Source organism: Flammeovirga aprica JL-4, from assembly GCF_012844305.1.
Lineage (GTDB): Bacteria > Bacteroidota > Bacteroidia > Cytophagales > Flammeovirgaceae > Flammeovirga > Flammeovirga aprica.
Genome location: NZ_JABANE010000010.1, coordinates 96,658 through 123,230 on the forward strand (window position 1 = coordinate 96,658; position 26,573 = coordinate 123,230).

A 26,573-nucleotide genomic window follows, 5' to 3' on the forward strand; every position below is an offset into this window, starting at 1 on the left:
GAATCCTTAGTCTTTCCAAAGATTATTGGATGCAAATGACAATACAGCTTCTACACTTTCTTCATTGTAGCCCATAGAGATCATCTGTTCTACCATGGCATTGTATTTTTTCATTTGACCATCATCCCTTGTCTTCGCTTTGAGGATAATTCTTGTGATATCTTTCACCGAAGCCATCAATTTCTTCTCGATCGCCTCTTTCAATGGCTCATAACTTGTGTAATGTAATGCTCCGTTTCGTCTTAAAATATGCGTTACATAACTCATTACATCTTGTCTGAACCCATCAGCGGCAGTTCCGGCAATACCTATTTGTTGTTCAATAGAACCTAAGAACTTCAAATCAGGCTCCATCTCCTCATTGTTTTGCCCTTGCACTTTTCTTTTCAGCACATAAGCTTCTACATGATCTAAATAGTTTTGGAATAACGATTCTGCCTGCTCGTCATAAGCATGAACAAAGGCTTTTGTAATATCGCTTTCCAACATTTTCAGATACTCTTTATAAAGAATGTCTTTCAGAATATCCATATAATGACTCTTCACATCACCTGCCAGCGGTTCTTCTTTCAATTTCGTCTGCAGGGCATCTAAAACAGCAATCGGATGAATGGTATTTGTCTCCGTATCAGAAAGAGCATTATCCAACGCTTTCATTATAAAACGTGTAGAAATACCGCTCATTCCTTCATCCTCATGCTCTTCTTTCAACTCTAAAACGTTGATTCTTTTCGACTGACCATTTTCAGTCACCTCATCACCATTATATAATTTCAGTTTGGTGAGAAGGTCACATTTATTGGTAGGTTTCAATCTTGTCAGAATAGCAAACATGGATGCAATTTCTAACGAGTGAGGAGCGATGTGTGCATTAAAGTCTGATTTATTGATGATTTTCTGATAAATTTTTATCTCTTCAGATATCTCCAATACATAAGGCACTTCAATTTTTACAATTCTATCTAGGATGGCCTCGTTAGTATGATCAGCTTTGAATCTGTTCCATTCTGCTTCATTTGAATGGGCTAAAATGACTCCATCAAAATAAATCATACCGTGTTTACCAGGCGCTGGAATTCTTTTTTCCTGTGTTGCTGTCAACATCACATGCAGGTATTCGATTTCATTTTTAAATACCTCAATAAATTCAACCAAACCTCTATTACCAACATTAAATGCACCATTTAATGTCAATACTCTAGGATCATCTTCACTGTAACGGTCAAGCTTTGAAATATCTTCTGATCCAATCAATACAGAAGTATCTTGGTTATTAGGGTCAACGGGTGGTACCATACCTACTCCATGTCTTTTTCTGATACTGAAATCTCTTTTGATCACATTAAACTTGGTAAAATCACCTTTAAGTTCATTATCCAATTTAAATTGTGTCACAGGATCTAGTTCCCCTTCAATTTCAACACCTAAACGGCTTTCCATTTCTGGACGCAGTTCCGGCGGTATGGCACACAAAGGGTTGGTATTCATTGGTGAACCTTCCAAGAAATAAAACGGACTGAGTTTTTCTAAGCCAGATTTCAATTTTTCAATCAAAGAAGATTTCCCTGCACCTACGGGACCTACCAAGAAAAGGACCTGTCTACTTTCTTCACCTTTTAGTGAAGCAGAGTGGAAGTAACGTACAATCTTTTGTAATACTTTTTCTATTCCAAAAAACTCCTCTTCGAAAAACTTATAGCTTTTTAATTTGGTATGTGCACCAAATATTCTCCGAAGACGTACATCCTTATCCGTGTCAAGGTGAGACACTCCATCTTTTGTGATGGCTTTGTACATTCTTTTGTGAGCGAGATCGGCCAAATCGTTATTGTTCTGTACAATCTCTAGATAATCCAAAAATGAGATTTTCTCTTCCGCTTTGCTTTTCTCTTTACGGAATGAGTCAAAAAGCTTTTTGAATTCATTTTGATCATTTGCGGCATTCATAGTTGTTCTTTTTGGTTTCATTATGTAACGATGTTTCTAATTTTTGTACAATTGAGAAACATTACAGTCTAAATAGTATATGGGTTAAAATAAAGTATCGTTATTTCTGTTTTTAATTGGATACAATACGAGTATATTGAGTTCTTCTATTTTAATATACGAAGTAAGTAACGCATTAACAACTATTACATTGTTAAATATCAAGGTTTTACGATGTACCTTTCATCTTTATTATTGACAAAAAACGTATTTCCGTCCATATCTTCCACCGGTGCAATTCCATCTTGCATCGCTCCAACTGAACTGTATTTACCTAAAGGAATAATTACTTTTCCATTCACATCGATGATTCCTTCGTTAAATTCAAAATCTGTCACCCTCAAGTAAGGATTGCCAAGACCATGAAATGAAACGGTGGCATATTTTGGTGGGATCAAAACATTGAATTTCTGATCCAAGAATCCTATTGCAATTTGTCCATCTCCTTGATCTTGAAGATAATAATATGCGAAGTTATCAGGTGCAAACTCACTTAATTCATAATCAATGTTGGTCTCCCATCCGCTGTTATTATTACTAAAGTGTACGGTTCCTTTCTCCTTTCTTTTTGTAATATTGTAACCATCAATCTTTTTGTCCATCAGCTTTCTGTCCTTCAACGAGTACATATCCAGTACTCTCATAGACTCTTCCCCTTGCCCTATTCTTTCTAAGAACAAATAACCTTCATCTATGCATTCCATAGAAATATTTGCATCGTATTTCATATCAGTGACCTGCTTTTGAAGCTGTGTATCATAGAAAGCAAATTTATCGTCAGTGTGGCCTACTAATGCCAATCCATAACTTTCAACAAAAGGAATAAAAAGCTGTTCATACTTTAATGGTACTACATACTTCTGGGAAGCCAAATCAAAAATACCTTGCTGTTTTTGTTCATTCATTAAAATGACCCATTCTTTTGTAGAATCTTTGGCATTGGGAATGTAATTGACAATAGACTCAAAATCCTCTACTGCTGGTAGTATTTTAGAGGTACTTTGATCCGTAACCGGCAATAATACGACATCTCTTTCATCACCGGAGTACGATATTCCCTGTACGAAATCACTGTTAAATGTGGTTATGGAGTCGTACTCATAAGATACTTTTTGACCATCCCTGTACAATGCATACTTTTTAGAGCTGGGAACATGTTTGATAAGAATATCATCATCATCACGGACTGTAATTTTATATTCATCCAATATGCGCTGTTCTACCTGATGCGTAGCTGTTTCTAGATATACTACATCTCCAGCGATATATTTTGCATTATGAGGGAGTTTAAAACCGTGTGAGTTATAATATTCCTTGTCTATCTTTTTTATGACTTTATCTGTATGTTCAGTTAGCTGTACCTTCCCCTCTTTATTCATAATGTTATACCCATCATTTGTAATAACAACAGTTAAGTCCTCCCATTGTTCAAAATTTATCGATTTTAATTGCTCATTGCCTCTTGTTTTGTTCATCACAATGCCTGATGAGGTAAAAGAAGAATAATCATTTTCATCAATCAGACCAATCATGTTTTCATTCACTGCTTCCAGCATACCGTATTCATTAAAAGTGAGGGCGGTATATTTCAAAGGCAAATCCCACTTCTTTAATTTTGTATTGTAAAGTCCGCAAAGATTCTTTTCATAAACCAAATAAGAATGATTATGATCAAAAGATTTAATACTATCATACTCAAAACCTAACAGCTTACCACCATCAATTGTAAGAATACCATATTTCCCTTTGGTGTTACTGACAATCATCTCATTAGGGTGAAGTGTAAATCTAATCTTTGCATATTTGGCTTTTACTTTCCATTGATTGTCTTTACCAATTACTCCGTATTTCCCACCCTTGGAAACAATGGCAACGTCTTCATCATTAAAAGGAGTCACAGATTCATAGGTATAATTGATTACCAATTGTTTATTTTGATCACAATACCCCCATTTCCCATTTTTCTCCACTGGAATGAGCTTTTGGGGTACTAATACAGAAATGAACAGACTGAAAACAATGAGCAATGAAAATTTCATAGAATTGGGTGATAAGATAATTAAACTGGATTAAGGTAACTTAAATAAAACCTCTTACGCGTTAAAATAACTATCGTCTTGGTATCTATTCTTCACAAATGCCAAATAATACTATCATTACTTACTTCGTTCATATTTATTATTTAATTTTTTTACTCATCTTTTAATTGAAATTAATAATATTGCACATAGTGTTATTAGTAGTGTGATTTTGAAAAAAGAAAATGAAATTTTGGGCATCATAGGAAGCTGTGTTTCCTATTTATTTTTGTCAAGAAAAGTATGTGATATTGCTTATTTTGACAATGATCCATTATACCCTCATTTTTCAAATCACTCTAGACATTTCAATTCAATACAACTTCCCCTTCAAGCTAAAAAAGTAAACAGAATTGCCTTAATGTTTGCCAGCTTTTTAGGAAGAATTATTGATGCTTCACGAAGTAAAGGAGAAGGTGATCGGTATTTTTTTCAAAATATCTCATATTACATTTCTCGTCCTCTATATATTATGAAAAGGATAGTCTAACCCTGCAGCAGTGTTCGGTAAGACTATCCTTTTTTTGTTCTTTCATTATTTTAAACTCCATATGAAACATTTATTATCTTTCGTATTTTTCGCACTTACTTTACTATCATTTAATGTTGCTAATGCTCAGAATTACAATTCTACATTTGGGCAAGTAGCCTATGGATCAGGCAATAAGGATTTCCAATTTGGTAATAACACTGAAGATGGAAACATGTGGCTGATCACTTTTGATCACGTTTCTGAGTGGAGTTATGGCGGTAACTATGCCTTTATCAACTTCATGGCGGCAGACAACATGATCCCTGATACTGACTTTGATGGAAATGAAACACACAAAGGGCCTATCCGATTATATACTGAATGGTCTCCTTGGTTATCATTGAACAAAATCACTGGTAAAGATCTTGGATTCTGGATCTTTAAAGACTTCTCAATAGAAGGACAGTTGAACGTTTCTTACTCTAGTTTCTATGCACTTTTAGGTGGTGTAGGTATGACTTTCAAAACATCAAACTATGATACTTTCTTGAAATTAATGGCTTATTACAAAGCTTCTACTTTTGGTGGTAACACTGATCACCTCGCTCAGATTACAGGTGTATATGATATTCCATTATCAAGAAAGCTAGGTGTCCGTTTGCAGGGTTTCTTTGATTTCATTCCTAATAGCAATTACTACTGGGGAACAGATTTCCTTGCTCAGCCAAGAGTTTTATATAACTTGGGTCAGCACTTTATGCCAGACAAATTCACTAAACTCGAAGTGGGTGTAGATGTGTATATGCACTACAACAATTTCGTTTCTGTTACAGCTCCTCAAGCAGCCGTTCGTCTTACTTGGTAATTATTGTCAATTAAAAATTTAATCCAACAATGGAAGCAAGTCATCAAAAAGGAGGTTTTCTTGAAAACTTCTTCAACTTAAAAAAACACAATACTACGGTACGTGCGGAAGCAATTGGCGGTATCACCACCTTCCTTACTATGGCGTACATCTTATTTGTAAACCCAAGTATTCTGGGAGATGCAGGAATGGACAAAGGTGCTTTATTCACTGTTACATGTGTTGCTGCACTTATTGGTACTTTATTAGCCGCATTTTGGGCTAGAGTTCCTTTCGCTATGGCTCCTGGTATGGGACTAAATGCATTCTTTACTTATGCCTTAGTAATAGGCAGAGGTTTGCCATGGGAAACTGCATTAGGTATTGTATTCGTTTCTGGTGTCACTTTTATTTTATTGACTGTACTTGGTGTTAGAGAAAAAATTGTCAATGCTATTCCGCTTTCATTGCGTTTAGCTACTTCTGCAGGTATTGGTCTTTTCATTACTTTTATTGGGTTCAAAGGAATGGGACTTGTGGTATCTAACCCTGCTACTTTGGTATCTTTGGGCCACTTGGGCACACCTACAATTATTGCGTTATTAGGTTTAGTATTTATTGTAGTTTTAGAAACAATGAAAGTTAGAGGCGGTATTCTTATAGGTATTGTTGTTATGACTATCGTAGGAATGTTTGCAGGTGAAGTTGCTTTGCCGGAATCTATCATTTCGGTACCTCCATCAATTACTCCAATTGCCTTTAAGCTTGACATCATGTCGGCATTGGATTTGGCGTTTATTGCTCCTATTTTCTCATTTATGTTTGTAGATTTATTTGATTCAGTAGGTACAATCGTGGCTTGTTCTTATGAAGCAAAAATGGTCGACAGCAAAGGAAATATTCCTAAAATTGGTAGAATTCTGGAAGCGGATTCAGTGGCTACAGTAATTGGCTCACTTTTAGGTACTTCAACAACAACAACGTATATCGAATCAGCTTCAGGTATTTCACAAGGTGCCAGAACAGGATTAGCGTCTGTATTTACCGCTGCGTTATTTGCCATTGCATTATTATTTTCACCTGTAGTGACTATTGTTCCAGCATTTGCCACTGCTCCTGCTTTGGTAATGGTGGGTATTTATATGTTTAAAAATATCAAAGAAATTAAATTTGATGATCTGGTGGAAGGTGCTCCTGCCTTTTTAACGATCATACTTATGCCTTTGACTTACAGTATCAGTAACGGTTTAACTTTTGGTTTCCTTTCGTACTTGATCATTGCTATTTGTACAGGACAAGTGGGAAGAATCTCAAAAGTGATGTGGGTGATTGGCCTTCTTTCAGCTATAAATCTCTACATTTCTGCAATCTCATAACATTGTATAATAGAAACATTAAAGCCGGTAATATATTTTATAATATTGCCGGCTTTTTTGGTATAATTAAACTATTATCATTAATATTACGTTTTACAATTGGTTAGTTATTATCACTCTTATTTTCTATACTTTGTTACGGTACCCCCTACTATTTTAGCATGCCCGTAGATTTTGAAAATATCATAGAAGATCACAAAAAGTTTTTAAGTATTGGCAACAATACTTTTCACTATATTTTTGATTGCAATAAGTTAAGATTTGAATACTTATCTCCTTCATTTACAGAGGAGACTGGATACGCTATTGATGAAGCTTTATACAATTCTAATTTTTCTCTTACCCCAATAGAGGATTATGGACCTATTGTCAAGACGTTAGGTGAATTGCTCACTTATTTTGTGATCAACTATCGAGAGCATATTAACCAATACACCACTTTTTATTACTACCCTTTACTTCATAAAAACGGAAATGTATATCCATGTCTTGTACAGGTACGAATTCTGGATTTTAATGAAGACGGCAGTGCAAAAAATGTTCTAGCTTACAATCAGATTATTCACAAAAAATACGATAAAAACAAGGCATTCAATATGAGCTTTATTTCTCATGACCATAGTCTTCCTTCTTTTTATCAAGTGGATAGCTTAGAAAGTTTAAAGCAAGGCATTCTTATTCGTAATCTGTCGAAAAGAGAAATTGAAATACTGAAACTTGTCTCTGAAGGTTATTCAAATAATTCAATATCCTCTATGTTGAACATTAGTATTCATACTATCTCCACTCACAAAAAAAATATTATCTCCAAAACAAACACCTCAAATATAATGGTGGCTATTCAGAAGGCTATACTTCAAAAAATCTTTTAAAATCAAAAATTAGATGAAATGATAGTCAATTTTATCGAACAAATTCAACAAACATACAAAGAGAACCGTGATTACTACATTAAAACTTTACAAAATAAAAACTTCATTAATGAATCGTTCAGAACGGATGATGACTATATTTTACCTGGGAAGTCATTACAATTTCTGATCAATATTGATGATCTTACTTTTACGTTATTACAAAACACTGGTGTGAAATATGAAGTGCCGGAAGAACCTACATCATTAGATTATCTTTTTCAGGACCTTGATAAAGTGTTGCTTGAAGAAGATAGAATCGTCTACATGAATGCTATTGATGTTACTTTCAAAAAACACCTAGCCCTATTCAATGAGAAAGACCCCTTCTTATTCCGTTCAAGTTTTGTATTCAGGGTGAAAAGAGAAAACGAAAGAATCACATCCTATCTGCAACATAATATTCCCATAAAAATCGAAGATGGAAGAATCAGACAGTTTTTCTCTGTAGTAACTGATATTTCACATTCTTTGATTGAACAGAATAATAGAATTTCTTTCTACAATATGAAAGACAAGGAAGAATACCATTATGAACTAAAAGACAAACTTCATGAAGGGAAAATTCCACAGCTTCATTTATCCAACCGGGAACTTGAAATTTTACAGTTTGTTATTCAAGGATTAAACACCAAGGATATGGCTAAAGCGTTGGATATTTCTGTTGAAACAGTAAACAGGCATAGGAAGAATATGATTAAGAAAAATAACAAGAAAAATATTATTCATCTTGCTACAGAAGCGTTCAAGCAAAACTTGATCTAGTGCTTTACTATTGGATTGAATCCGATAATAGAGGGGGTGAAAGTGGTTGATTTAACTTTAAATCACAATTGAAAATTTATGCTTCATTGAATTCTCTATTATATTTGCATGAAAGAAAGACTCCACAAATAGACTTAATATCTAACAAGATGTATAAATTATTATTCAGTTTATTAATTACTTTATCTCTTTTTAGTACCGTTTCGGGACAAGACAAAGAAGCAAAGAAAAATAAAAAAAATAAGAAATCACTTTCAGCCGATCCAGACGCAAAACTTCAATCGCCACATGATATTGCTTTTGATGAAAAATCTGGATTATTCTTTATCAGTTCATCAGGAAATCATGGCATCATCAAAAGAGGCCGAAGAGGGGGGGCTGTATTCGTTACTAAAGATTTGGCACACCCAAGGGGTGTCACTATTTTAGGCAGTACTTTATATGTAGCGGATTCCAATAGAGTAAAAGGATTTAATATTAAAAATAACGATGAGGTTTTTAATGTTGAAGTCAAAGGAGCTAAAGCTTTACATGCTATCACTTGCAACGGAAGTCTTCTTTATATTTCAGACAAAGAAGTTTCTAAAGTATTTAGCGTGAATATAAAATCAGAAGAGGTAGAGGTAATCACTGCTGATGTTCCTTCACCTACTGGAGTTTATTATGATAAAAAATCAAAGGATATCTTAATTCTAAGTTCATTGGAAACTGAAGGTGGCGTGTATTCTTATTCTCCTAAAACTAAGAAAGCAGAACTGAAGCTGAAAGTTACGGACTTCCCTTACTTGGAAGATATTACTTTTAATGGTTCTATGAGCTACTATTTGACCGCTTGGGGGGCAGACCATAAGGAAAATGTGATTATTAAAATCAATAGTGCACTTTCTAGAGAACCTCGTATTATACAATCTTCTAGTGACGGACCTAGCGGAATGATCTATATCAAAAGAACAAATGAATTGGCCATTGCCAGCGAGTATGCCAACAATCTAAACATCATAAAATTAGGTTATTAAGAATTTTGAAATTTCTTATTAAGACTGATTAAAAAAGAGTGAACTTATGATAAGTATCACTCTTTTTTTGTTATATTATTCAAAATCCACAAAATATTCTTAGAAATTTTATATATTAAGGAGACATGTAAAGTCTTTCAGTATATCTTGTATTACTTAATGAGAAAATTATCTACACTATTCGCTATTCTTCTGATTTTTTCAGGATGTAATAGTTCTGAAGAGATCAACACTACACTAAGCTACGAAGCAACCAAAGGTTTCCATAAAGTGGAAATAGTTGGGGATGATTTACAAAGAGTAGTCGTCTTTGAAGAAATCTCTGATATTGGCAAGGGCACTATTACACTGCCTGAAGGAAATGTATGGCCGAAAGAAATAAAAGTAAAACTTCCGTTTCCCCGTTTGGAAGGTTTCAAGGCGTACACCAATTTAGATAAAGAGCATTTGTTCGAACACTTCCATGCAGCAGGCGTAGGCAACAATCAGTACATTGGCACTTACAAAGGTGCTGAGAAAAAGAGATTGGCAAAGGATGGTCAGTTTGTTGAAATTGAACTTCCGGCGGAAATGTTTGAAGACAACCCTAAGATCATCTACATAGAGTGGGTGAACGTTTATAGGATTTAACAATCAGGCATTTAAAAAAGAAACGGTCAATACAACGACCAAAATGAAATCAGGTATTGAAGTATTTAAATTCCCCTACTTTAATACCTGATTTTATACATTTATGATCTATGCATATATTATTTCTCTTTCCTTTCTTCTTAAAGAATGTATATATCCATCTAATTTCTAAAGGAATCCCAATTATTCGGATTACCTTTGCACCCGAAAGCATTAAAAACAATCATAATGACATTCAAGGAATTAGGAATCTCGAGTGCGATTATCAAAGCACTCAAAGAAAATGGAATTGAAGAACCGACGTCTATTCAGGAAAAATCAATCCCATTTTTATTAAATCAGGGCACAGATTTTATTGGACAGGCACAAACAGGTACAGGTAAAACAGCCGCTTTTGGGTTACCTCTGCTTCAATTGGTCAATCCTAAAAGCCCTCAACCACAAGCATTGATTTTATCTCCTACTAGAGAGTTAGGACAGCAAATACAGAAACAACTTTTCCGTTTTACGAAGTATTATCACAAAATCTTCTGTGAAGCGGTTTACGGTGGTGCATCTTTAGATCAGCAGATCAACAACCTTAAACGCCCTACACAGATTGTTGTAGCTACTCCAGGCCGTTTATTGGACTTGGTAGACAGAAACGCTATTGACCTGTCATATGTAAAGACAGTAGTCATGGATGAAGCTGATGAGATGCTGAGCATGGGTTTCAAAGAAGATCTTTCTAAGATTTTACGCTTGACTACACACAAAAAAGCAACTTGGTTGTTCTCTGCTACTTTCCCTGAGGGAATTAAAGAGATCGTTAAGAAACATATGGCAAAGGACGCTCACCGTATTGAGGTGAACCCTTTCAATGTAATCAATAAAAAAATCAAGTTTGAGTACATCTTAGCAGAGCAAAAGCAGAAGATGGAAACACTGAACTGGTTTATCCGTCAGCAAGGTGATGCAAGAGGTGTAGTTTTCACTAAGACGAAAGCGGAAGCACAGCAAGTAGCAAAACAATTGCATGGCAAGCAGTTTAAAGCTGAGTCTATTCATGGAGATCTTAATCAAAAAGAGAGAGACAAAGTGATGCGTGCTTTTAAAGGCAATAAATTGCAGATTTTGGTGGCTACTGACTTGGCGGCAAGAGGTATTGACATTGCAGACCTTGCGTATGTGGTGCATTATCAATTACCGGATAAGACTGAATACTTTACACACAGAAGTGGTCGTACGGCAAGAGCTGGAAAGACTGGCGTATCTTTGTGTATTGTCAGTAAAAGAGAATTGAGTAAGCTGGATGAGATTGAAGACGAATTCGGTATTACAATGGAGCAGATTTTTGATTAATAACCTGCGAACTATGATAAAAACAAAAAGGGCTGAATTTACATTCAGCCCTTTTTGTATATATAGAAAAGTAAATTACTTTACTTTCTGGATTACAGATTCTGTGATATCGTCAGCACCATCGTTGTATAATAACATTTCGATAGGCAATACATATTGATATCCTTGTGCTTTTGCTACCTCAGCTAAAGCAGCCTCTGCTTTTAAACGTAGAGGAGTGATTGCTTCATCCTGACGCTTAGCAAAGTTCTGTTGAGCTGTTTGTTGGAACTCTTGTAAGTTACTTTGTAACAACTTTAACTCTTGAGCTTTTTGTTGAATGATTTCTGGTAACCAATTCTGTTGGTTTTGTTGGAAATCAGCATATTTTGATTGAAATTCTTGCTCTTGCTGTTGCATAGAAGTATACAACTGGTTTTGGTAGCTTTCCAATTCCTTCATTTTAACTTCAAATTCAGGAATTGATCTTACTACACTATCAAGGTTAGCGTAAGCAAAAATTTTAGTTTGAGCTGCACTTTCATTTGAGAAGCTCATTAGCATCACTGCAAATAAAGATGCGAATATTACTTTTAATTTCATTGTTTTTCGTTTGTGAGTTCTAAAAAACTAATTTGACTATTGACCGTTCATTTTAGCAATTACCTTTCCGGTAATGTCTTCTCCATTGGCGTCAATAAGGAAAGCACCAATTCTAGCCATAACACCTTTTGCTATAACAACAGAATATCCACCTTCTTTGGCTACTGCGGCAACTTGTGATTCTAATTTTTTCATTAGAGGCTCCATTGCTTCCGCCTGTTTTTTATTAATACCTTGTGAAGCTCTTTGTTGTAATTCCTGAACTTCTTGTTGAAGAGCCTGTAACTCTTTTTCTTTTTCTTGAATCTCAGCAGGTGCCATTGTTTGCTGACCTTGCATTAGCTGTTGATATTTCTCCTGCAAAGTACGTTGCTTCATTTCTATCTGAGTCTTAAACTGCTTAGCGTAAGATTCGATAATCTTCTGCTGCGTTTTAAACTCTGCCATAGAAGTAATCACACTATCCTCATTGATATAGGCTACTTTTTGTTGAGCCATTGCCACTGAAGATAGCATCATCAACGACCAAAGCGCGAATAAGATTTTCTTCATTGCGTAATTAATTTCTCTGTTTATTTATAAAAACACTAAACTGATTAGTACGGTTTTCCTTGCAAAAATATAAATTATCTTGGAGAATCCTCAGGATCTCCCTCCCCAAGTTCGTCTAAAACGAAATCAGTATAGTTATAACGTGGATCTGAGTAGATTAAAGTTATATCTGAAGCCTTGTCAAATAAAAAATTTAACTTTTTTTGTCTAGCTACAGCCTCACAAGCCTTTGCTATTTTGTCTTGAAGAGGTTTCATAAACTCCATTCTCTTAGAGTACAAAAGTCCTTCGTACCCAAAATGACTGGTTTGAAATTCTCTCATTTCATGTTTTAAACTAGCAATGGCTTCAAGCTTTTCTGCTTTCATTTCAGGAGTGAGCAAGATCTCTTCATGTGTGTAAGCACGTTCGAGGTCTTCCGTCTCCTTTTTCATTTCATCTAGCTCTTTTAACCATTTGTCCGTTAGTTTTTTTAGTTTTTCCTCAGCTTCATTATACTCAGGCAGTGACTCTATGATTACTTGTGAATCAATGTAGCCAAACCTTTGCGCTGATGCTAACGGAACGTTGATCAAAAAGAACAGACTAATAAGGAGTAAGTTCTTCATATATTTTTCAGCATAAATTTCGTCAAATATGCTTATTAAATTTTACTTTATCAATGTATAAATGGCTCTTGTCAAATTTGTAGTCGTTTCATATTTCAGAAGAGAATGCGATGAAAAACCTGCCTTAGAGGAGTAATTTTCAATATCATTGCTTTCAACAAGAGTTGCATCTAAGACACCCCAAGACTCTTTTACGACAATTTTTTTATCATTTGATAACATTCCCACTTTAGAAATAGAATCATTAAACGGGCATTCTATAATCAATCTTCCGCCATCAACTAGCATATTGTAGGCTTTTTTAATGACTTCTTCCTGATCTTCAGGCGTCAATTCTAAAATTCCAGACCACATCCAAAGAATGGTATCAGCCTTTTCTCTGTGCCAATCCAAATAACACAAATCGTCTTCAATGATTGTGATATTCTCTCCGGCGTTTTCTTTTAAAACTTCAGTTAATTCATGTACTCTTTCTATCCCAACTACTTTCCCTTTAAAATTCTTAGCTTTTAAAGCCTTGATCACTCTCCCGTATCCTGAACCAAATTCGATAAGCAGAGCACTATCTTTTATATCTTCATATATCTGATCAACATCTTCACCGTTTGCTAAACCTATTTTCTCGGCAAAACCTTTAAATATTTTGAGCGGCATATTTGAATAGAATGAAGCGTTACTATCTTTCGCTACCATAATATAATATTGAAATGAGGAGTTCTAATTTAATTGTAATAAATACAGCTATTTAATATATACAAAAATAATGCAAATAAACTCCATGATACCAACACAGAACAAAAGGTTCATGAAAGAATCTAATATTCAATTACATATATTTAGTATATACTGAAATAACGAATTCTCAGCTCTTTTATTTCAAAAGAACAATTCCAAAAAAAGTACTATTACAGCCAAACATCATCCAAGAAAAAGTACAGCAGTTCCGATAAAAAAAGAAAACCCTGCCTTTTGCAAGACAGGGTTTGAAATATGTATTGCTACAACTAAATTATACTAGCTGTGCTAAAGCATCATTTAATGTAAAGCTTGGGCGCATTGCCTTAGAAGCTTGATCGAATGAAGGATGGTAGTAACCACCAATGCTTTGAGGGCTACCTTGAGCACCGATCAATTCAGCATTGATTTTCTCTTCATTGTCTGTCAACTCCTTCGCTAGCTCAGTGAACTGTGCTTTCAATTCAGCGTCTTTGTCTTGAGCCGCTAATTCTTGTGCCCAGTATAAAGCTAAGTAGAAGTGAGAACCTCTGTTGTCAATTCCACCTACTTTTCTTGCTGGCGACTTGTCATTGTCTAAGAAACGACCTGTAGCTACGTCTAACGCTTCACCTAATACTTTTGCTTTAGGATTGTCGAAAGTCTCACCTAAGTGCTCTAATGATACCGCTAAGGCTAAGAATTCACCTAATGAATCCCATCTTAAATAACCTTCTTTGATGAACTGCTGAACGTGCTTAGGCGCTGATCCACCTGCACCAGTTTCAAATAATCCACCACCGTTCATTAATGGAACGATAGATAACATCTTCGCTGAAGTACCTACTTCTAAGATAGGGAACAAGTCAGTCAAGTAATCTCTTAAAACGTTACCTGTTACTGAAATTGTATCTTCACCTTTTACGATACGCTCTAATGAGAATTGAGTCGCTGCTACTGGAGCTTTGATCAATAACTCTAAACCGTCAGTATCGTGATCTGCTAAGTATTTGTTTACTTTTGCGATCAATTGAGCATCATGCGCTCTGTTTTCGTCTAACCAGAATACAGCAGGAGTACCTGTTGCTCTTGCTCTCTTCACTGCTAATTTCACCCAATCTTGGATTGGAAGATCTTTCACCTGACACATTCTGAAGATATCACCTTCACCTACAGGTTGCTCGATCAATACAGTACCTGCTGCATCAACTACTTTTACAGTACCTGCTGCTGACATTTGGAATGTCTTGTCATGAGAACCGTACTCTTCTGCTTTTTGTGCCATCAAACCTACGTTCGATACAGAACCCATTGTTGTTGGGTCTAAAGCACCGTTTTGCTTACAGAAATCAATTGTAGCTTGGTAAACACCCGCATAAGAACGGTCTGGAATAACCGCTTTTGTATCTTGCTGCTTTCCTGCTTTGTTCCACATTTGACCAGAAGTACGGATCATTGCTGGCATAGAAGCATCAATAATCACATCTGAAGGAACGTGAAGGTTAGTGATTCCTTTGTCAGAATCTACCATTGCCAAATCAGGAGCAGTTTCATAAACTGCCTCGATAGCCGCTTCTACTTCAGCTTGCTTTTCGTGACCTGCGATTTTCGCATAAACATCACCTAAACCGTTAGTAGCAGTTACGCCTAACTCGTTGAATAAATCAGCATACTTCTCAAATACATCTTTGTAGAATACTTCTACTGCCGCACCAAAAATGATAGGGTCAGAAACCTTCATCATTGTTGCTTTCATGTGTAACGAGAACAATACACCTTGTGCTTTTGCGTCAGCCACTTGCTCAGCGATAAATGCTTTTAAAGCTTTTACGTTCATCACTGAAGCATCTATAATTTCACCCTCTAAAAGAGCTACTTTTTCTTTCAACACAGAAGTTGAACCATCTGCACCTACAAACTGAATGCTAACATCAGTTGCTTTGTCTACAGTAACAGATTTCTCACTGCCATAGAAATCATCAGCAGGCATACTTGCCACGTGTGATTTAGAATCTGCTGTCCAAGCACCCATTGAGTGAGGGTGTTTCTTTGCATAATTCTTCACTGCTTTTGGAGCTCTACGGTCAGAGTTTCCTTCTCTCAATACAGGGTTTACAGCACTACCCAAAACTTTTGCATATCTGCTCTTGATTTCCTCTTCCTCCGCGTTAGCAGGTTCAGCCGGATAATCAGGAATATTGTATCCTAAAGCTTGAAGCTCATTGATTGCTGCTTGTAACTGAGGAATTGAAGCTGAAATGTTTGGTAACTTGATGATGTTTGCCTCTGGCGTTTTTGCCAAAGCACCTAGTTCTGCCAAAGCATCTCCGATCTTTTGATCCTCTGTCAAATTCTCAGGGAAGTTAGCAATGATACGTCCTGTTAGAGAGATATCTTTTGTTTCGATTTCAACGCCCGCTGCACTTGCGAAAGTTTTTACGATTGGTAAAAACGAATAGGTAGCTAATGCTGGTGCTTCGTCTGTTTTGGTGTAAATAATTTTTGCTTTTGCCATGTCTTTTTTCTTATGTGATAGGGAAACACACTGAATGCTGCCGAAATTTGTTGTTTTGTTTAATTAAATCTACTCTTTCCAAGAGCATTCTTAATTTTCAAGTTGCAAATTTAATAAATGTTTATAAAATCAGAACAAAAATCATTTTCTTAGCAATTTTTTTATCTTAAAAAGACACAAAATAGTGTCAAATACCGCTTTTTTTGAAGATTTTTAAATTGGGCTTTCATTTATTTTTTAAAATAAAATCACCGAATCACTTAACATTCGTTCACTAATTACATTATTATCAATCATATGTTAACACTGACTTACATCATAAAAACTCTTAAAACAACCCTGCAATTTTGTGTCATAATTGGTTCTGAGAAGAATAAAAGGGAACCTAGTGAAACTCTAGGACTGTACCCGCAACTGTAAATCTCAAACAAAACTTTGTTACAGAAAACCATTATTCATTTAATCTGAATGAGAAGGAGTAACAAAGGAGAAAGTCAGGAGACCTACCAATTTTAATTTACTAATCGAAACAACTTCGGGAATAAAGTTGGAGGTATTTACTGCTTTTTTGCTTAATGCTCACGTATGCACTTTTTGGTGTATATCTCCTCCCCGTAAGTTGTTGCTAAACAATTTTTATTCGTAATGAACAAACGACTTACAAACTACATCAACCTTATTTTATTAATCTTCGCAGTCAGTTTTACGAGCTGTGATAAAACAGAAGAAGAATTAGCCTTATTCGAAGTTCATTTTGATGCAAATGAAGGCACTCCTGTTGGATCTCAATTGGTTCTTCAAGGTGATACTGTACTAAAACCAGCCGATCCTACTCTTGAAGGTTCTGAATTTATCGCTTGGACAAAAGATGATGTCGTTTATGACTTCAACCAAACAGTATCAGAAGGTTTTACACTTACAGCAACTTACAAGCGTGTTTATGAAGTTGGTAAAACTGAAGTAGTATACCAAATGATCTCTCATGAAGATTTCATTGCAATGGAGTCTAATAAGCACATGGTTGTTAAAGCTCAAATCAATTACCTTATGTTTGGATGGGCATGGGGAACAGAAGCATTTATCACTGACCCTGAAGGTAATTCTTCAAAAGATTTCTATGATCATTCCAATTTTGGTATGTTCTCGTTCCCTTTAAAATTCACAAAAGATGATGCTCACATCGAAGGACAGACTTTTGTTTTCGATGTCGTGAAAGATGTATATATGTCTTCTCCTCAATTAGGTTTTGGATATGGTAGAAATGAGGAATTTGATGAAACAGGTACAGGTGCTTACAATGGTGCAAAGTGGTTAGCACCAATGCGTTATGGCATCGAATACTTTAATAAAGTAGTAAGAGGTAATGTAAGAGAAGTTACATTCACTGCTGAAGAAGGGTTGACTGTAACAGTAGGTGAAACTGTTATAGCTATCAAGACTTTAGGTACTGAAGAAGGTACTTATGATGACGTAACAGAAGACTACGTTGCTAAGGTAGAAGCAATGTTAGGACAAAATAAATATGTTAGAACAATTGAAGTTGACGGCAAAGTGATCTCTGTATTAAGAGATGAAAACTTGCAATTCTCTGACAGTATTTAATTAATGGATATTTGCTCTGTTAGCTATTGCTCCTTTGGGGCGATAGCTACATTACAAAACTTTTCAAACAATGAGAAAACAACTTACAAAACTAAACAAACTTTTATTCTTATCTCTTATTATTGGATTCACAGCTTGTGAAACCCAAGAAGATCAAATTGTTTTACATGAAGTTAAATTTGACTCCTTTGGAGGCTCTTCTGTAGAAACTCAATTTATTATCCCGGGAGATACAGTCACTAAACCAACCGATCCAACATTGGAAGATTCTGAGTTTATGGGGTGGTTTAAAAATAACGAACCCTACAATTTTGGTGAGCCTGTAACCGAAGAGTTTACGCTTGTTGCTGATTGGAAAGACATCTACTCTCCTATCATCAATCCAGACGCTACTCCATACATCACCGAGGTATTAGATTTTTCTCCTGCACCTGGTCAATTTATTAATTATGTAAGTATTGAAGAATCAAAAGAACTAATTATTGGCGACAATTATCAATTTATCTCATTGGGTACTTACGGTGGTAGTGTTACTTTCAAATTCGACCACTCTATTATGAATGGTGAAGGAGATGACATTGCTATTTATGGTAATCCTTTTGAAGACAATAGTGAGCCAGGTATCGTAATGGTATGTCAAGACTTGAATCACAATGGCATTGCAGATGATGATGAACCTTGGTATGAATTAGCTGGCAGTGAATACTACAAAGATGAAACTACTCACAATTATTCAATTACTTACTATAAACCAGGACCTGACGATGATCAACACCTTATTAAATATAAAGAGAAGTACGGTGATGTAGAAAACGAAGGTGAAATGGATTTTAATCCTGTCAAACCTTTCCACGAGCATCCTATGTTCCCTAATGATTATGTAGAAGATGAAATTACTTTCACAGGGACTTTATTAAAATCAAATACTTGGTTTGAAGACATGGGAGAGTGGAAATATTATCACAATCCTGCCTATGATTGGGGTTATGCAGACAACAGAGGCTATGAAAACGAAGGAATTCTAAGAGGTGCTGACCTTTTCGATATCAGCAATGCCGTAGATGCAGACGGAAATAAAGTAGAACTTATTGCAATAGACTTTGTAAAGGTCTATACAGCAACTACAGAAATTGCACACTGGCTTGGAGAGCGTTCTCCAGAAATTGTTAAAGCGGCAGACCTCAGTCTACTTCCTACAACAGATGAATAATTATAAGTTTAGACTTCTACTGATCTTTTGTTTCTGCCTTTCACAAGTGCACGCGCAGATTGATTCTACCACTTACCTCAGTGAAGTGGAGATCATCGGGCAACGCATACCTGAAAGAGTCAGTTTCAAAAACACTAAAATTGACAAGGAGCAAATTGATCAGTATTTGTCAGCTTCTTTAGGTGAATTACTAACATTAAACACCCCCATATTTATAAAAAGCTACGGAGCGGGAGGTACGGCAACTCCCTCTTTCCGTGGCACGGGTGCTAGTCACACCCAAGTGTATTGGAATGGCATCAACCTGAACTCACCTATGCTGGGTCAGGTTGACCTTTCACTATTTCCAGTGGCTTTTACAGATGAGGTAACGGTCAATTATGGTGCATCAAGCTTGCTTTACGGCACCGGTGGACTGGGTGGTGGCATTCAGATGAATAGCAAATTAAACTGGGATAAGAAACAAGAAGTTATCTTCTCTCAAACCTACAATACATTACAAAATTCTATTACAAATGGCAGTTTTTCCTTCTCCAACGAAAAATGGAGCAGTACCACAAAATTATTTTACAAAGACGCTCAAAACCTTTTCGACTTTAAAAACCCTTTACAGCCTGGAAGTCCTGTATGGACCAATGATCACTCTGGGCAAATACAATATGGTGCACTGCAAGAAGTGGGTTATAAAATCAATGATAATCATCTACTGCAGGGTAATTTATGGTATCAAAACAGCGAAAGAAATTTAACGCCTTCCATGGACAACCGATATGGAGATTCTCAACAAGGAGATGAATCATTGAGAGGTTTGCTGTCATGGAAAGTCAATTATGAAAAACTAAAAATAGATTGGACACACGCATTTATTCATGATTATTTGTGGTATCAGAAACTATTGAATAATGATGATCCTCCCAAAACTACTAACTCTGATTCTCATTCTTATCAATACCAATCTCACCTCAGAACTTCTTTTCAAATCAATGACAAGTTGCTTCTGAGGGGCGGTTATGATTATGCTTGGGATAATATACACAGTAATCAATACCAAGCATCAACGGATTCAAGCACCATTGATGTACATCAAAATACATTTGATCTATATGGTGGTTTTGATTATTTCCCCACAGACCAACTGTCTATGAGTTTCCTTTTAAGACAGCAGTGGATTGATGGTGATACAAAACCTATTTTGCCTTCCATTGGATTGGAATATCAATGGAATCAAAAAGGAAAATATACATATAGTCTGAGGGGCAACATTTCTAAAAACTTCCATGCTCCATCTTTGAATGACCGCTATTGGTACCCTGTTGGAAATCCAGACCTTTTGCCTGAACATGGATGGACTTATGAGGGAACTTTTGGTATTCAATCTCAATGGAAAAACAACTGGAGGTTAACCTATGATATTACAGCATTCAGTTCTATTATTCATAACTGGATCGTCTGGAAGCCGGCAGTCAGTAATTTATGGCGTCCTGAAAACTTAAAGAAAGTACACAGTCGTGGCATCGAACAGGTGTTGCAATTGACCTACCATAAAAATGACTGGCAGTTGATTGGTTATGCTTCGGTATCCTATGTAAAGTCAGAAAATTTGGAAGCTTATGATGAATTGGACAAATCAGTAGGAACACAATTAATATATACCCCTATCTTCAGTACACAAGGTTATATACAGGCAAATTATAAGTCTTGGTACGGGATAGTAGAACAACAGATATACGGAAAGCGATTAACACAGACGGATGGAAGCGAATATTTACCTCCTTATTATCTCACAAATTTCAGTTTAGGTAAACAATTTTCTTTTCGTCAACATCGGTTCGACTTAAAAGCTCGAATCGAGAATGTTTTCGCTTTCCACTATCAATCCATCGCCAGAAAACCTATGCCTGGCCGAGTATACCAACTCACATTAACTTATAAACTTTAATCAAATATGCGTTTTTCGATTCTAATTTTCCTATTTATCACACTTTGGGCATGCAATACTGTTGAGGACAGTATGCCTATTTCCGATAGTCCTGAAATACCAGAAGAAATTACTTTTGAAGAAGGGTTATTTGTAGTAAATGAAGGAAATTTTGACTGGGGACATGGTACGCTCTCTTTCAAAAAGTACGAATCGGACAGCGTATATGAGGAAATTTATAAACAAAGAAATGATTTTGAATTGGGAAATGTTGCTCAATCCATGACTATTATTGGAGAGAGAGGCTATATCTGCGTCAACAATTCAGCAAGAGTAGATATTATAGAAACCAAAACAGCAAAATGGATCGGCAGAGTGGAAATACCTAGAAGCAGTCCACGATATCTTTTACCTGTAAACGATCATAAGGCCTATATAACGGAACTTTACGCAGACCGTTTTTATGTTCTAAATCTTGATTCAAATACTATTGAAAAAGAGGTTGGTACTACAGGTTGGACTGAGAAAATGTGTAGAGTGGATGATTTTGTGTATATGACTCAGACTAGAACTGTATACGACAACCGAAAAGGAGGACAATTCTTATTAAAAATCAATGCTAAAACTGATATAGTAGTAGATAGTCTAGCACTTCCTTTTGGTCCTATAGATTTGCAAGTAGATAAAAATAATAAGATCTGGGTGCTTTGCAACGGTGGATTAGTACAACTTTCCCCTGCCATTGTTCAGGTAGACCCTAACACTTTTAAAGTGATTAAAACATTCGACCTTTCAGCCAATGATTATCTAAGTATGCCCTCAAGGCTTCGTATCAATAAAGAGAAAGATATTTTATACTATATCCAGAAAGATGTGTTTGCCCTGCCCATCGAAGCCTCCTCACCTTACTCCATTATCCCGAAAGAAAAACGCCTATTCTATGGGTTAGGCGTTTCACCACGCAACAATGATATCTATGTAGCAGACGCCATCGATTATGTTCAAAAAGGGTGGATTTTCAAATACAACCAGGAAGGTGTAAAGCTGGATTCTTTTAAAGTGGGGGTAATTCCGAATGAGATCGTTTTTCAATGAAATAATAAGTAGTGTATTAAGCAACTGAACGTGGAGTTTTCCAATTACAGTTGCTTATCTCTTATCATTATTGCATGCTTTTCTTCTCTGAAAAATCAATCTTTATTTCGGTCATAATGGATATAAAAATCTTCCCATTCATCAAATGTTGCTTTTGGTTTTGTAAAAGAACTGTCTTTCTTCACCAGTATGCCATCTCGTTGAACAAGGGTGTAATTTTCTACTCTTTTTCTGTAGCCGTCTAAATAAGTTACTTTTAAAGTAGTATCATTGATGATTTTTGTATAAAGCCCATCATTATCAGGACTCGAGAAAAGAGATATTTGATCAATATCCATTATCTCACTCTTTTCATTTAAAGACAAAACCCCATATGCATCTCCAAAAGCAACTATAAAAAGAAAAGGGTTAATTCTTCCATAAAGTGTAACACTATCCTCTCCAACACAATTGTTATAATAGATAATACTGTCACTTTTATAATTAAGGTTAGTTTCAGAAATCGGAAATTGAGGAACATTGATATGAAAACCTTCCAGAGACTCCTCCCTTGCACTTATTGTAGTTCCTGCATCTAACTTTTTGATATCTTTATCCTGTCCTTTTATTTCAAATGATAAAAAAGAGAGAAGCACATAAAAGATAAATTGCAGTTTTCGCATAAGTTTAATTGTTAGTGATTAGCTTAATCTTCATAATGAAAGTAAAATAACTCCCATTCCTCAAAAGATGAAAATGTTTTTATAACCCTACTGTCTTTTTTTACAAAATAATGGTCTCTTTGAACAAGAGTATATTTTTCTAATCTTCTCTTATAACCATCTAAAAATATCACACTCAAAGTCGTATCATTCACAACTGTTGATATTTTTTCATCACAATCGGGGTTCGAATAATAGGATAATGATTTCACATCCATAATTTCATTTTCTTCATTTAAAGAGATCGCACAATAGCCCTCAGGTAATGCTGAAATGTATAATTGAGGATTTATTTTTCCAAAAATATAGATACTATCATTATGTACAACATCTGAAAAGTAAATGGATTGAAGGGTATCAAACTCTCTACTATTAGGGGATAATTTAAGATATGGAATAGTTACAAAAGGCTCCATCCATTCTTCCTCCCTGTAAGAGATTTTTTTACCTGATTCAAATTGTACAATTTCTTGTGCCATTGCTATATTGTATAAAAAAAAGACAAATAGAAAAAGGATAAATTGTTCTTTAATTCTCATTTTTTCTCTTGTTTACTGTATATATGTGCATATTTAATAATTGTTTTCTCTAAATTTTCCCACTTCCATAAATTATCTTCTCCCATTTTAGGCTGATTTAATTTTTTACTATGATGATTTCTTTGATCTTTCAAGCCATTTTTATAATATCCGCTTTTTTTATTTTCCCTTAATTCTAATCTTTCACTAACATCACCATAAGGATCATCTACAATTATTCCCTCATCATTTATTTCTTGTAATCGTACAATATGGCCTTTACCTGAACCATTTGAAAAAACTGACAGCAAAACTGCATTTCCTTTTTCAAGTTCTTCTTGAAGTGGCAATATTTTTTCTTTTTTTCCTGATTCAATTTTCACATATTTAGTATTTACGTTGAAATCAGCTGCTAATTTTTTCCAAACATTGGAATTTGTTCTAATTGCTAACTCTTCTGTACTAGTACTACCATAGTATTTCAAAATTAGTTTATTTACATCATAATTAAATTTTGCTTTTGTTTTTTCTTCGTCTAAGAAAATATCCATCAATTTAAAATACAAATTCTCTGATAGTTTACGTTCATCTTTAGGAGTATAATCAAAGCCCTTAAAAGAACCTGAATCCTCAAAATATTGAGAAGTATAAGCATAATAATAACTACGCCACTTCATTATTATTTTTTCCTTTTCTTTGGCCGTCCCTTTTATTTTACCAATTTCCTTTTCTTTTATCTCTTCTGATAGCTGGGTAATTGGTGCTTTACCTACGAACTCAATAAATTCCTCATTTCCTAATTCGCTTATTATTTCCTAAGCAAGTTTTTGTTTTTTTTGATTTAGTTCTAACATTGCTTCATTATAAACTTCTTTAATAAGAGGGTGCTCTTTATCAAACTCCTTCTTATATTCTTCACATAGCTCAACTCTTTTAGTTTCTAAATAATCCTCAAATTGTTGCTTTTTTTCACCCACTGGATTCTCTACTCCTAAATATTCAAGACACATTGCTAGAACCGTTAGATTACACATATAATCTCTAGCTAAAGGTCTTTTTGTTTTTCCATAGTGCTCTAATTCATACACTGAACTAGGAGATTCATTATCCCTCTGACTTTTATAGTCAACTGCTTTATGCAACAAAAGGTAATACTTCTTCTGTTCCTCAACGGAAGTCAACGCTGCTATTTGTTTTCGAACTTCAGCTATTTGAGTGGGAGTAAATCTTAGTTCTTCTCCCTCTTTTTCTAATTTTAATAGTTGATCTAAAAGCGTTTCTTTCTTTGTTTTTTTATCAGAATCCTTACCCTCTTGTCCACCAAAACCTTTTACATGGTTCTTTACGTCTGGCGAAGCTGAATTTGCTTTAAACCTATAGGAACTCGATTGAGATTTCTTTTTTTCTTGTACTGCTAAACTTCTCATCTTTCAATTGATTATTACATTCTTCTTCCATTATGAACTGCAGCTCTTCCAAGGCGTTGCTCTACTAAAAGTGGCCCAGGAGATTGATCAGGGCATACCATAAACCTTGAGTCACGTTTCAAGAATTCCTTCTTAATCCCACTCTCAATCATTTCACGAGGTATTTCTGTTATTTCATTATCAACAGCCTCAATCAGTAATTCAGAGACAATAGAAGATACATTGGCTCCTGATAATTGAAAGTTGTTCGCAATCTCAGAGATGCAATTATCTTTAAAGGTGAAGTTTTCAGGCAATGACTTTTCCCATAATTGGAGTCTCTCTCCCACTAGTGGAAAAGGGAATTCAATTATATACGAAATTCTTCGCATCATTGCTTTATCAACATGCATTCTAATATCCTGCACATTACTAGCTAAAATCACTACCCCATCAAAACGTTCTAAACGTTGTAACAGGTAAGACATTTCCTGATTAGAATATTTATCTTTGGCTTCATTGACCTGTTCATTTCTCTTAGTGAAAATGGAATCGGCCTCATCAATAAATAAAATACAATTTTGACCATCTAGTCTATCAAATACTTTTTCCATTGCCTTTTCGAAATCCCCAACATATCGGGATAATACTCTGGACAAATCAAGTACATATGTATCCATATTATATTTTTGACCAAGTGTAGTCGCTGTAAGGGTTTTACCAGTTCCCGGTGATCCTGAAAATACAACAATATGATTGGTACTTACTCTTTTCTTAATTTCATAAAGCTCCTTAAGTTTAGGCCTCACTCTAAGTAACCTCTCCAAAGGCTTTATATTTTTTTTCGTTTCATTAGATAGTACTACATCATTGAAATGTAGTTTAGACTGATGTAATCTAGCAGGAAAATCTACCTCATGATCCAGCGTGGGAGTATCTCCTCCCATCAAGAATGTTTGGTATTTTGGAGCTACTCGAATGATTTTATCCATCATCCCTGCATCTTCATTCTCCCCTATTTCAGTTAACTCTATAATTCCATTCTTAATCAAGATCGATTGAGAAGTAAAGAGTTTTAAATAAAGATGATGATGATCTTCTATATCTTTTGAGAAAATTTTCAAGAAAGTTCTTACTGAAGGTATGTAAAACTGTGTTTGTGTATTTAAATACCCACCTACTATTACTCTAAAATCTGTTTCTGAAAATGCATCAATAAAATCTTTAAAAATCTCAGGACGGTGTTCCCATGACATTGCAAATAACAATAATTTAATCTCATCATCGCAAAGATCATTTGTCTTAACAACTTCTTGTAAAGGAGATCCCTCATTAATGGGAGGCGTTGAACTGAGTATGAAACTTCCCTTATTCTTATAATAGTTTGAAATAACATCTTCTATCCATAAAAAAGATGTTTTAAGAGATTAATCTTGACCGTTAGTTTGAATCATCTTTAGTTGTGTTTTATTATTAAGTATTGAGTTTGCTAAAGTCCTAAAAACCATTTCCTCAATCAGACAGGTAGCACACTAGTTAAGTGTTGTTAGTCATCAAAAAATAAAATCCTGAGTAAGTAATTTGTATTACAATGAAAATAAACACTCAGGATTTTTGTTGTGTAAACGAACACTGCCATGCTCGAGGACACTACAATAAAGTTAATATAATTGGTCATAATTTTAAACAAGGCCGATTAAAATGTAAGGAATGTGGTAAAACTTTTTCGATAA

General features: G+C 35.1%; 23 protein-coding genes and 1 riboswitch. Of the genes, 11 read left to right on the forward strand and 12 right to left on the reverse strand.

The features are described from left to right. Positions 1-6: 6 nt before the first annotated feature. Entirely contained in the window at positions 7-1,968 is a 1,962-nt protein-coding gene (locus tag HHU12_RS05580; protein WP_205959789.1) for a hypothetical protein, read from the reverse strand. 179 nt (positions 1,969-2,147) lie between these two features. Further along, positions 2,148-4,025: a WG repeat-containing protein gene (locus HHU12_RS05585; protein WP_169655766.1), complete on the reverse strand. Its 1,878-nt coding sequence runs from the start codon at positions 4,023-4,025 to the stop codon at positions 2,148-2,150. Between the two features lie 590 nt (positions 4,026-4,615). On the opposite strand from HHU12_RS05585, the gene HHU12_RS05590 reads away from it, so the two are divergent. From HHU12_RS05590 to HHU12_RS05620, 7 genes are all read left to right on the forward strand, one after another. Further along, positions 4,616-5,401, forward strand: coding sequence for a hypothetical protein (locus HHU12_RS05590; RefSeq protein WP_169655767.1), 786 nt, complete (start codon positions 4,616-4,618; stop codon positions 5,399-5,401). A 29-nt stretch (positions 5,402-5,430) separates the two neighbouring features. Further along, positions 5,431-6,756, forward strand: coding sequence for an NCS2 family permease (locus HHU12_RS05595; protein WP_169655768.1), 1,326 nt, complete (start codon positions 5,431-5,433; stop codon positions 6,754-6,756). Positions 6,757-6,917: 161 nt separating this feature from the next. Then, on the forward strand, positions 6,918-7,628 hold the full coding sequence (locus HHU12_RS05600) for a LuxR C-terminal-related transcriptional regulator (RefSeq protein ID WP_169655769.1): 711 nt from the start codon (positions 6,918-6,920) through the stop codon (positions 7,626-7,628). Between the two features lie 18 nt (positions 7,629-7,646). Continuing rightward, entirely contained in the window at positions 7,647-8,432 is a 786-nt protein-coding gene (locus HHU12_RS05605; protein ID WP_169655770.1) for a helix-turn-helix domain-containing protein, read from the forward strand. A gap of 149 nt (positions 8,433-8,581) precedes the next feature. Beyond that, positions 8,582-9,448, forward strand: coding sequence for an NHL repeat-containing protein (locus HHU12_RS05610; RefSeq protein WP_169655771.1), 867 nt, complete (start codon positions 8,582-8,584; stop codon positions 9,446-9,448). A 159-nt stretch (positions 9,449-9,607) separates the two neighbouring features. Then, positions 9,608-10,078, forward strand: a complete 471-nt coding sequence (locus tag HHU12_RS05615; RefSeq protein WP_169655772.1) for a hypothetical protein — start codon at positions 9,608-9,610, stop codon at positions 10,076-10,078. 228 nt (positions 10,079-10,306) lie between these two features. Then, the gene (locus tag HHU12_RS05620; RefSeq protein ID WP_169655773.1) at positions 10,307-11,419 is read left to right on the forward strand and encodes a DEAD/DEAH box helicase; all 1,113 of its coding nucleotides are present in this window, start codon (positions 10,307-10,309) and stop codon (positions 11,417-11,419) included. A 75-nt stretch (positions 11,420-11,494) separates the two neighbouring features. On the opposite strand, the gene HHU12_RS05625 is transcribed toward HHU12_RS05620, so the two are convergent. From HHU12_RS05625 to HHU12_RS05645, 5 genes are all read right to left on the reverse strand, one after another. After that, positions 11,495-12,001, reverse strand: coding sequence for an OmpH family outer membrane protein (locus HHU12_RS05625; protein ID WP_169655774.1), 507 nt, complete (start codon positions 11,999-12,001; stop codon positions 11,495-11,497). A 36-nt stretch (positions 12,002-12,037) separates the two neighbouring features. Beyond that, positions 12,038-12,553, reverse strand: coding sequence for an OmpH family outer membrane protein (locus HHU12_RS05630; protein ID WP_169655775.1), 516 nt, complete (start codon positions 12,551-12,553; stop codon positions 12,038-12,040). A 74-nt stretch (positions 12,554-12,627) separates the two neighbouring features. Then, positions 12,628-13,161 (reverse strand): OmpH family outer membrane protein, encoded by a 534-nt coding sequence (locus HHU12_RS05635; RefSeq protein ID WP_169655776.1) that lies wholly within the window; start codon positions 13,159-13,161, stop codon positions 12,628-12,630. A 42-nt stretch (positions 13,162-13,203) separates the two neighbouring features. Further along, positions 13,204-13,815, reverse strand: coding sequence for a class I SAM-dependent methyltransferase (locus HHU12_RS05640; protein ID WP_169655777.1), 612 nt, complete (start codon positions 13,813-13,815; stop codon positions 13,204-13,206). A 355-nt stretch (positions 13,816-14,170) separates the two neighbouring features. Continuing rightward, positions 14,171-16,390 carry an NADP-dependent isocitrate dehydrogenase gene (locus HHU12_RS05645; RefSeq protein WP_169655778.1) on the reverse strand — a complete coding sequence of 740 codons (2,220 nt, stop codon included), beginning with the start codon at positions 16,388-16,390 and terminating at the stop codon, positions 14,171-14,173. 342 nt (positions 16,391-16,732) lie between these two features. After that, a riboswitch (cobalamin riboswitch) is annotated at positions 16,733-16,915 on the forward strand. 120 nt (positions 16,916-17,035) lie between these two features. Between HHU12_RS05645 and HHU12_RS05650 the strand changes: the two genes are divergently transcribed. The 4 genes from HHU12_RS05650 (at position 17,036) to HHU12_RS05665 (ending at position 22,215) form a co-directional block, all read left to right on the forward strand. Continuing rightward, positions 17,036-17,992: an InlB B-repeat-containing protein gene (locus HHU12_RS05650; protein WP_169655779.1), complete on the forward strand. Its 957-nt coding sequence runs from the start codon at positions 17,036-17,038 to the stop codon at positions 17,990-17,992. A gap of 70 nt (positions 17,993-18,062) precedes the next feature. After that, positions 18,063-19,202 (forward strand): InlB B-repeat-containing protein, encoded by a 1,140-nt coding sequence (locus HHU12_RS05655; RefSeq protein WP_169655780.1) that lies wholly within the window; start codon positions 18,063-18,065, stop codon positions 19,200-19,202. Beyond that, on the forward strand, positions 19,195-21,141 hold the full coding sequence (locus HHU12_RS05660) for a TonB-dependent receptor (RefSeq protein WP_169655781.1): 1,947 nt from the start codon (positions 19,195-19,197) through the stop codon (positions 21,139-21,141). The genes HHU12_RS05655 and HHU12_RS05660 overlap by 8 nt, the downstream gene beginning before the upstream one ends. A gap of 6 nt (positions 21,142-21,147) precedes the next feature. Further along, positions 21,148-22,215, forward strand: coding sequence for a YncE family protein (locus tag HHU12_RS05665; RefSeq protein ID WP_169655782.1), 1,068 nt, complete (start codon positions 21,148-21,150; stop codon positions 22,213-22,215). 95 nt (positions 22,216-22,310) lie between these two features. Here the strand turns inward: HHU12_RS05665 and HHU12_RS05670 are convergent, their stop codons facing one another. The 5 genes from HHU12_RS05670 to HHU12_RS05690 form a co-directional block, all read right to left on the reverse strand. Then, entirely contained in the window at positions 22,311-22,877 is a 567-nt protein-coding gene (locus HHU12_RS05670) for a hypothetical protein (RefSeq protein ID WP_169655783.1), read from the reverse strand. 23 nt (positions 22,878-22,900) lie between these two features. Next, complete coding sequence (locus HHU12_RS05675) at positions 22,901-23,455, reverse strand: hypothetical protein (RefSeq protein WP_205959790.1); 555 nt, start codon at positions 23,453-23,455, stop codon at positions 22,901-22,903. After that, on the reverse strand, positions 23,452-24,111 hold the full coding sequence (locus tag HHU12_RS05680; protein WP_169655785.1) for a hypothetical protein: 660 nt from the start codon (positions 24,109-24,111) through the stop codon (positions 23,452-23,454). The genes HHU12_RS05675 and HHU12_RS05680 overlap by 4 nt, the downstream gene beginning before the upstream one ends. A gap of 138 nt (positions 24,112-24,249) precedes the next feature. After that, positions 24,250-24,861, reverse strand: coding sequence for a hypothetical protein (locus HHU12_RS05685; RefSeq protein ID WP_169655786.1), 612 nt, complete (start codon positions 24,859-24,861; stop codon positions 24,250-24,252). A gap of 14 nt (positions 24,862-24,875) precedes the next feature. After that, on the reverse strand, positions 24,876-26,096 hold the full coding sequence (locus tag HHU12_RS05690; RefSeq protein WP_169655787.1) for an ATP-binding protein: 1,221 nt from the start codon (positions 26,094-26,096) through the stop codon (positions 24,876-24,878). Positions 26,097-26,573 lie beyond the last annotated feature (477 nt).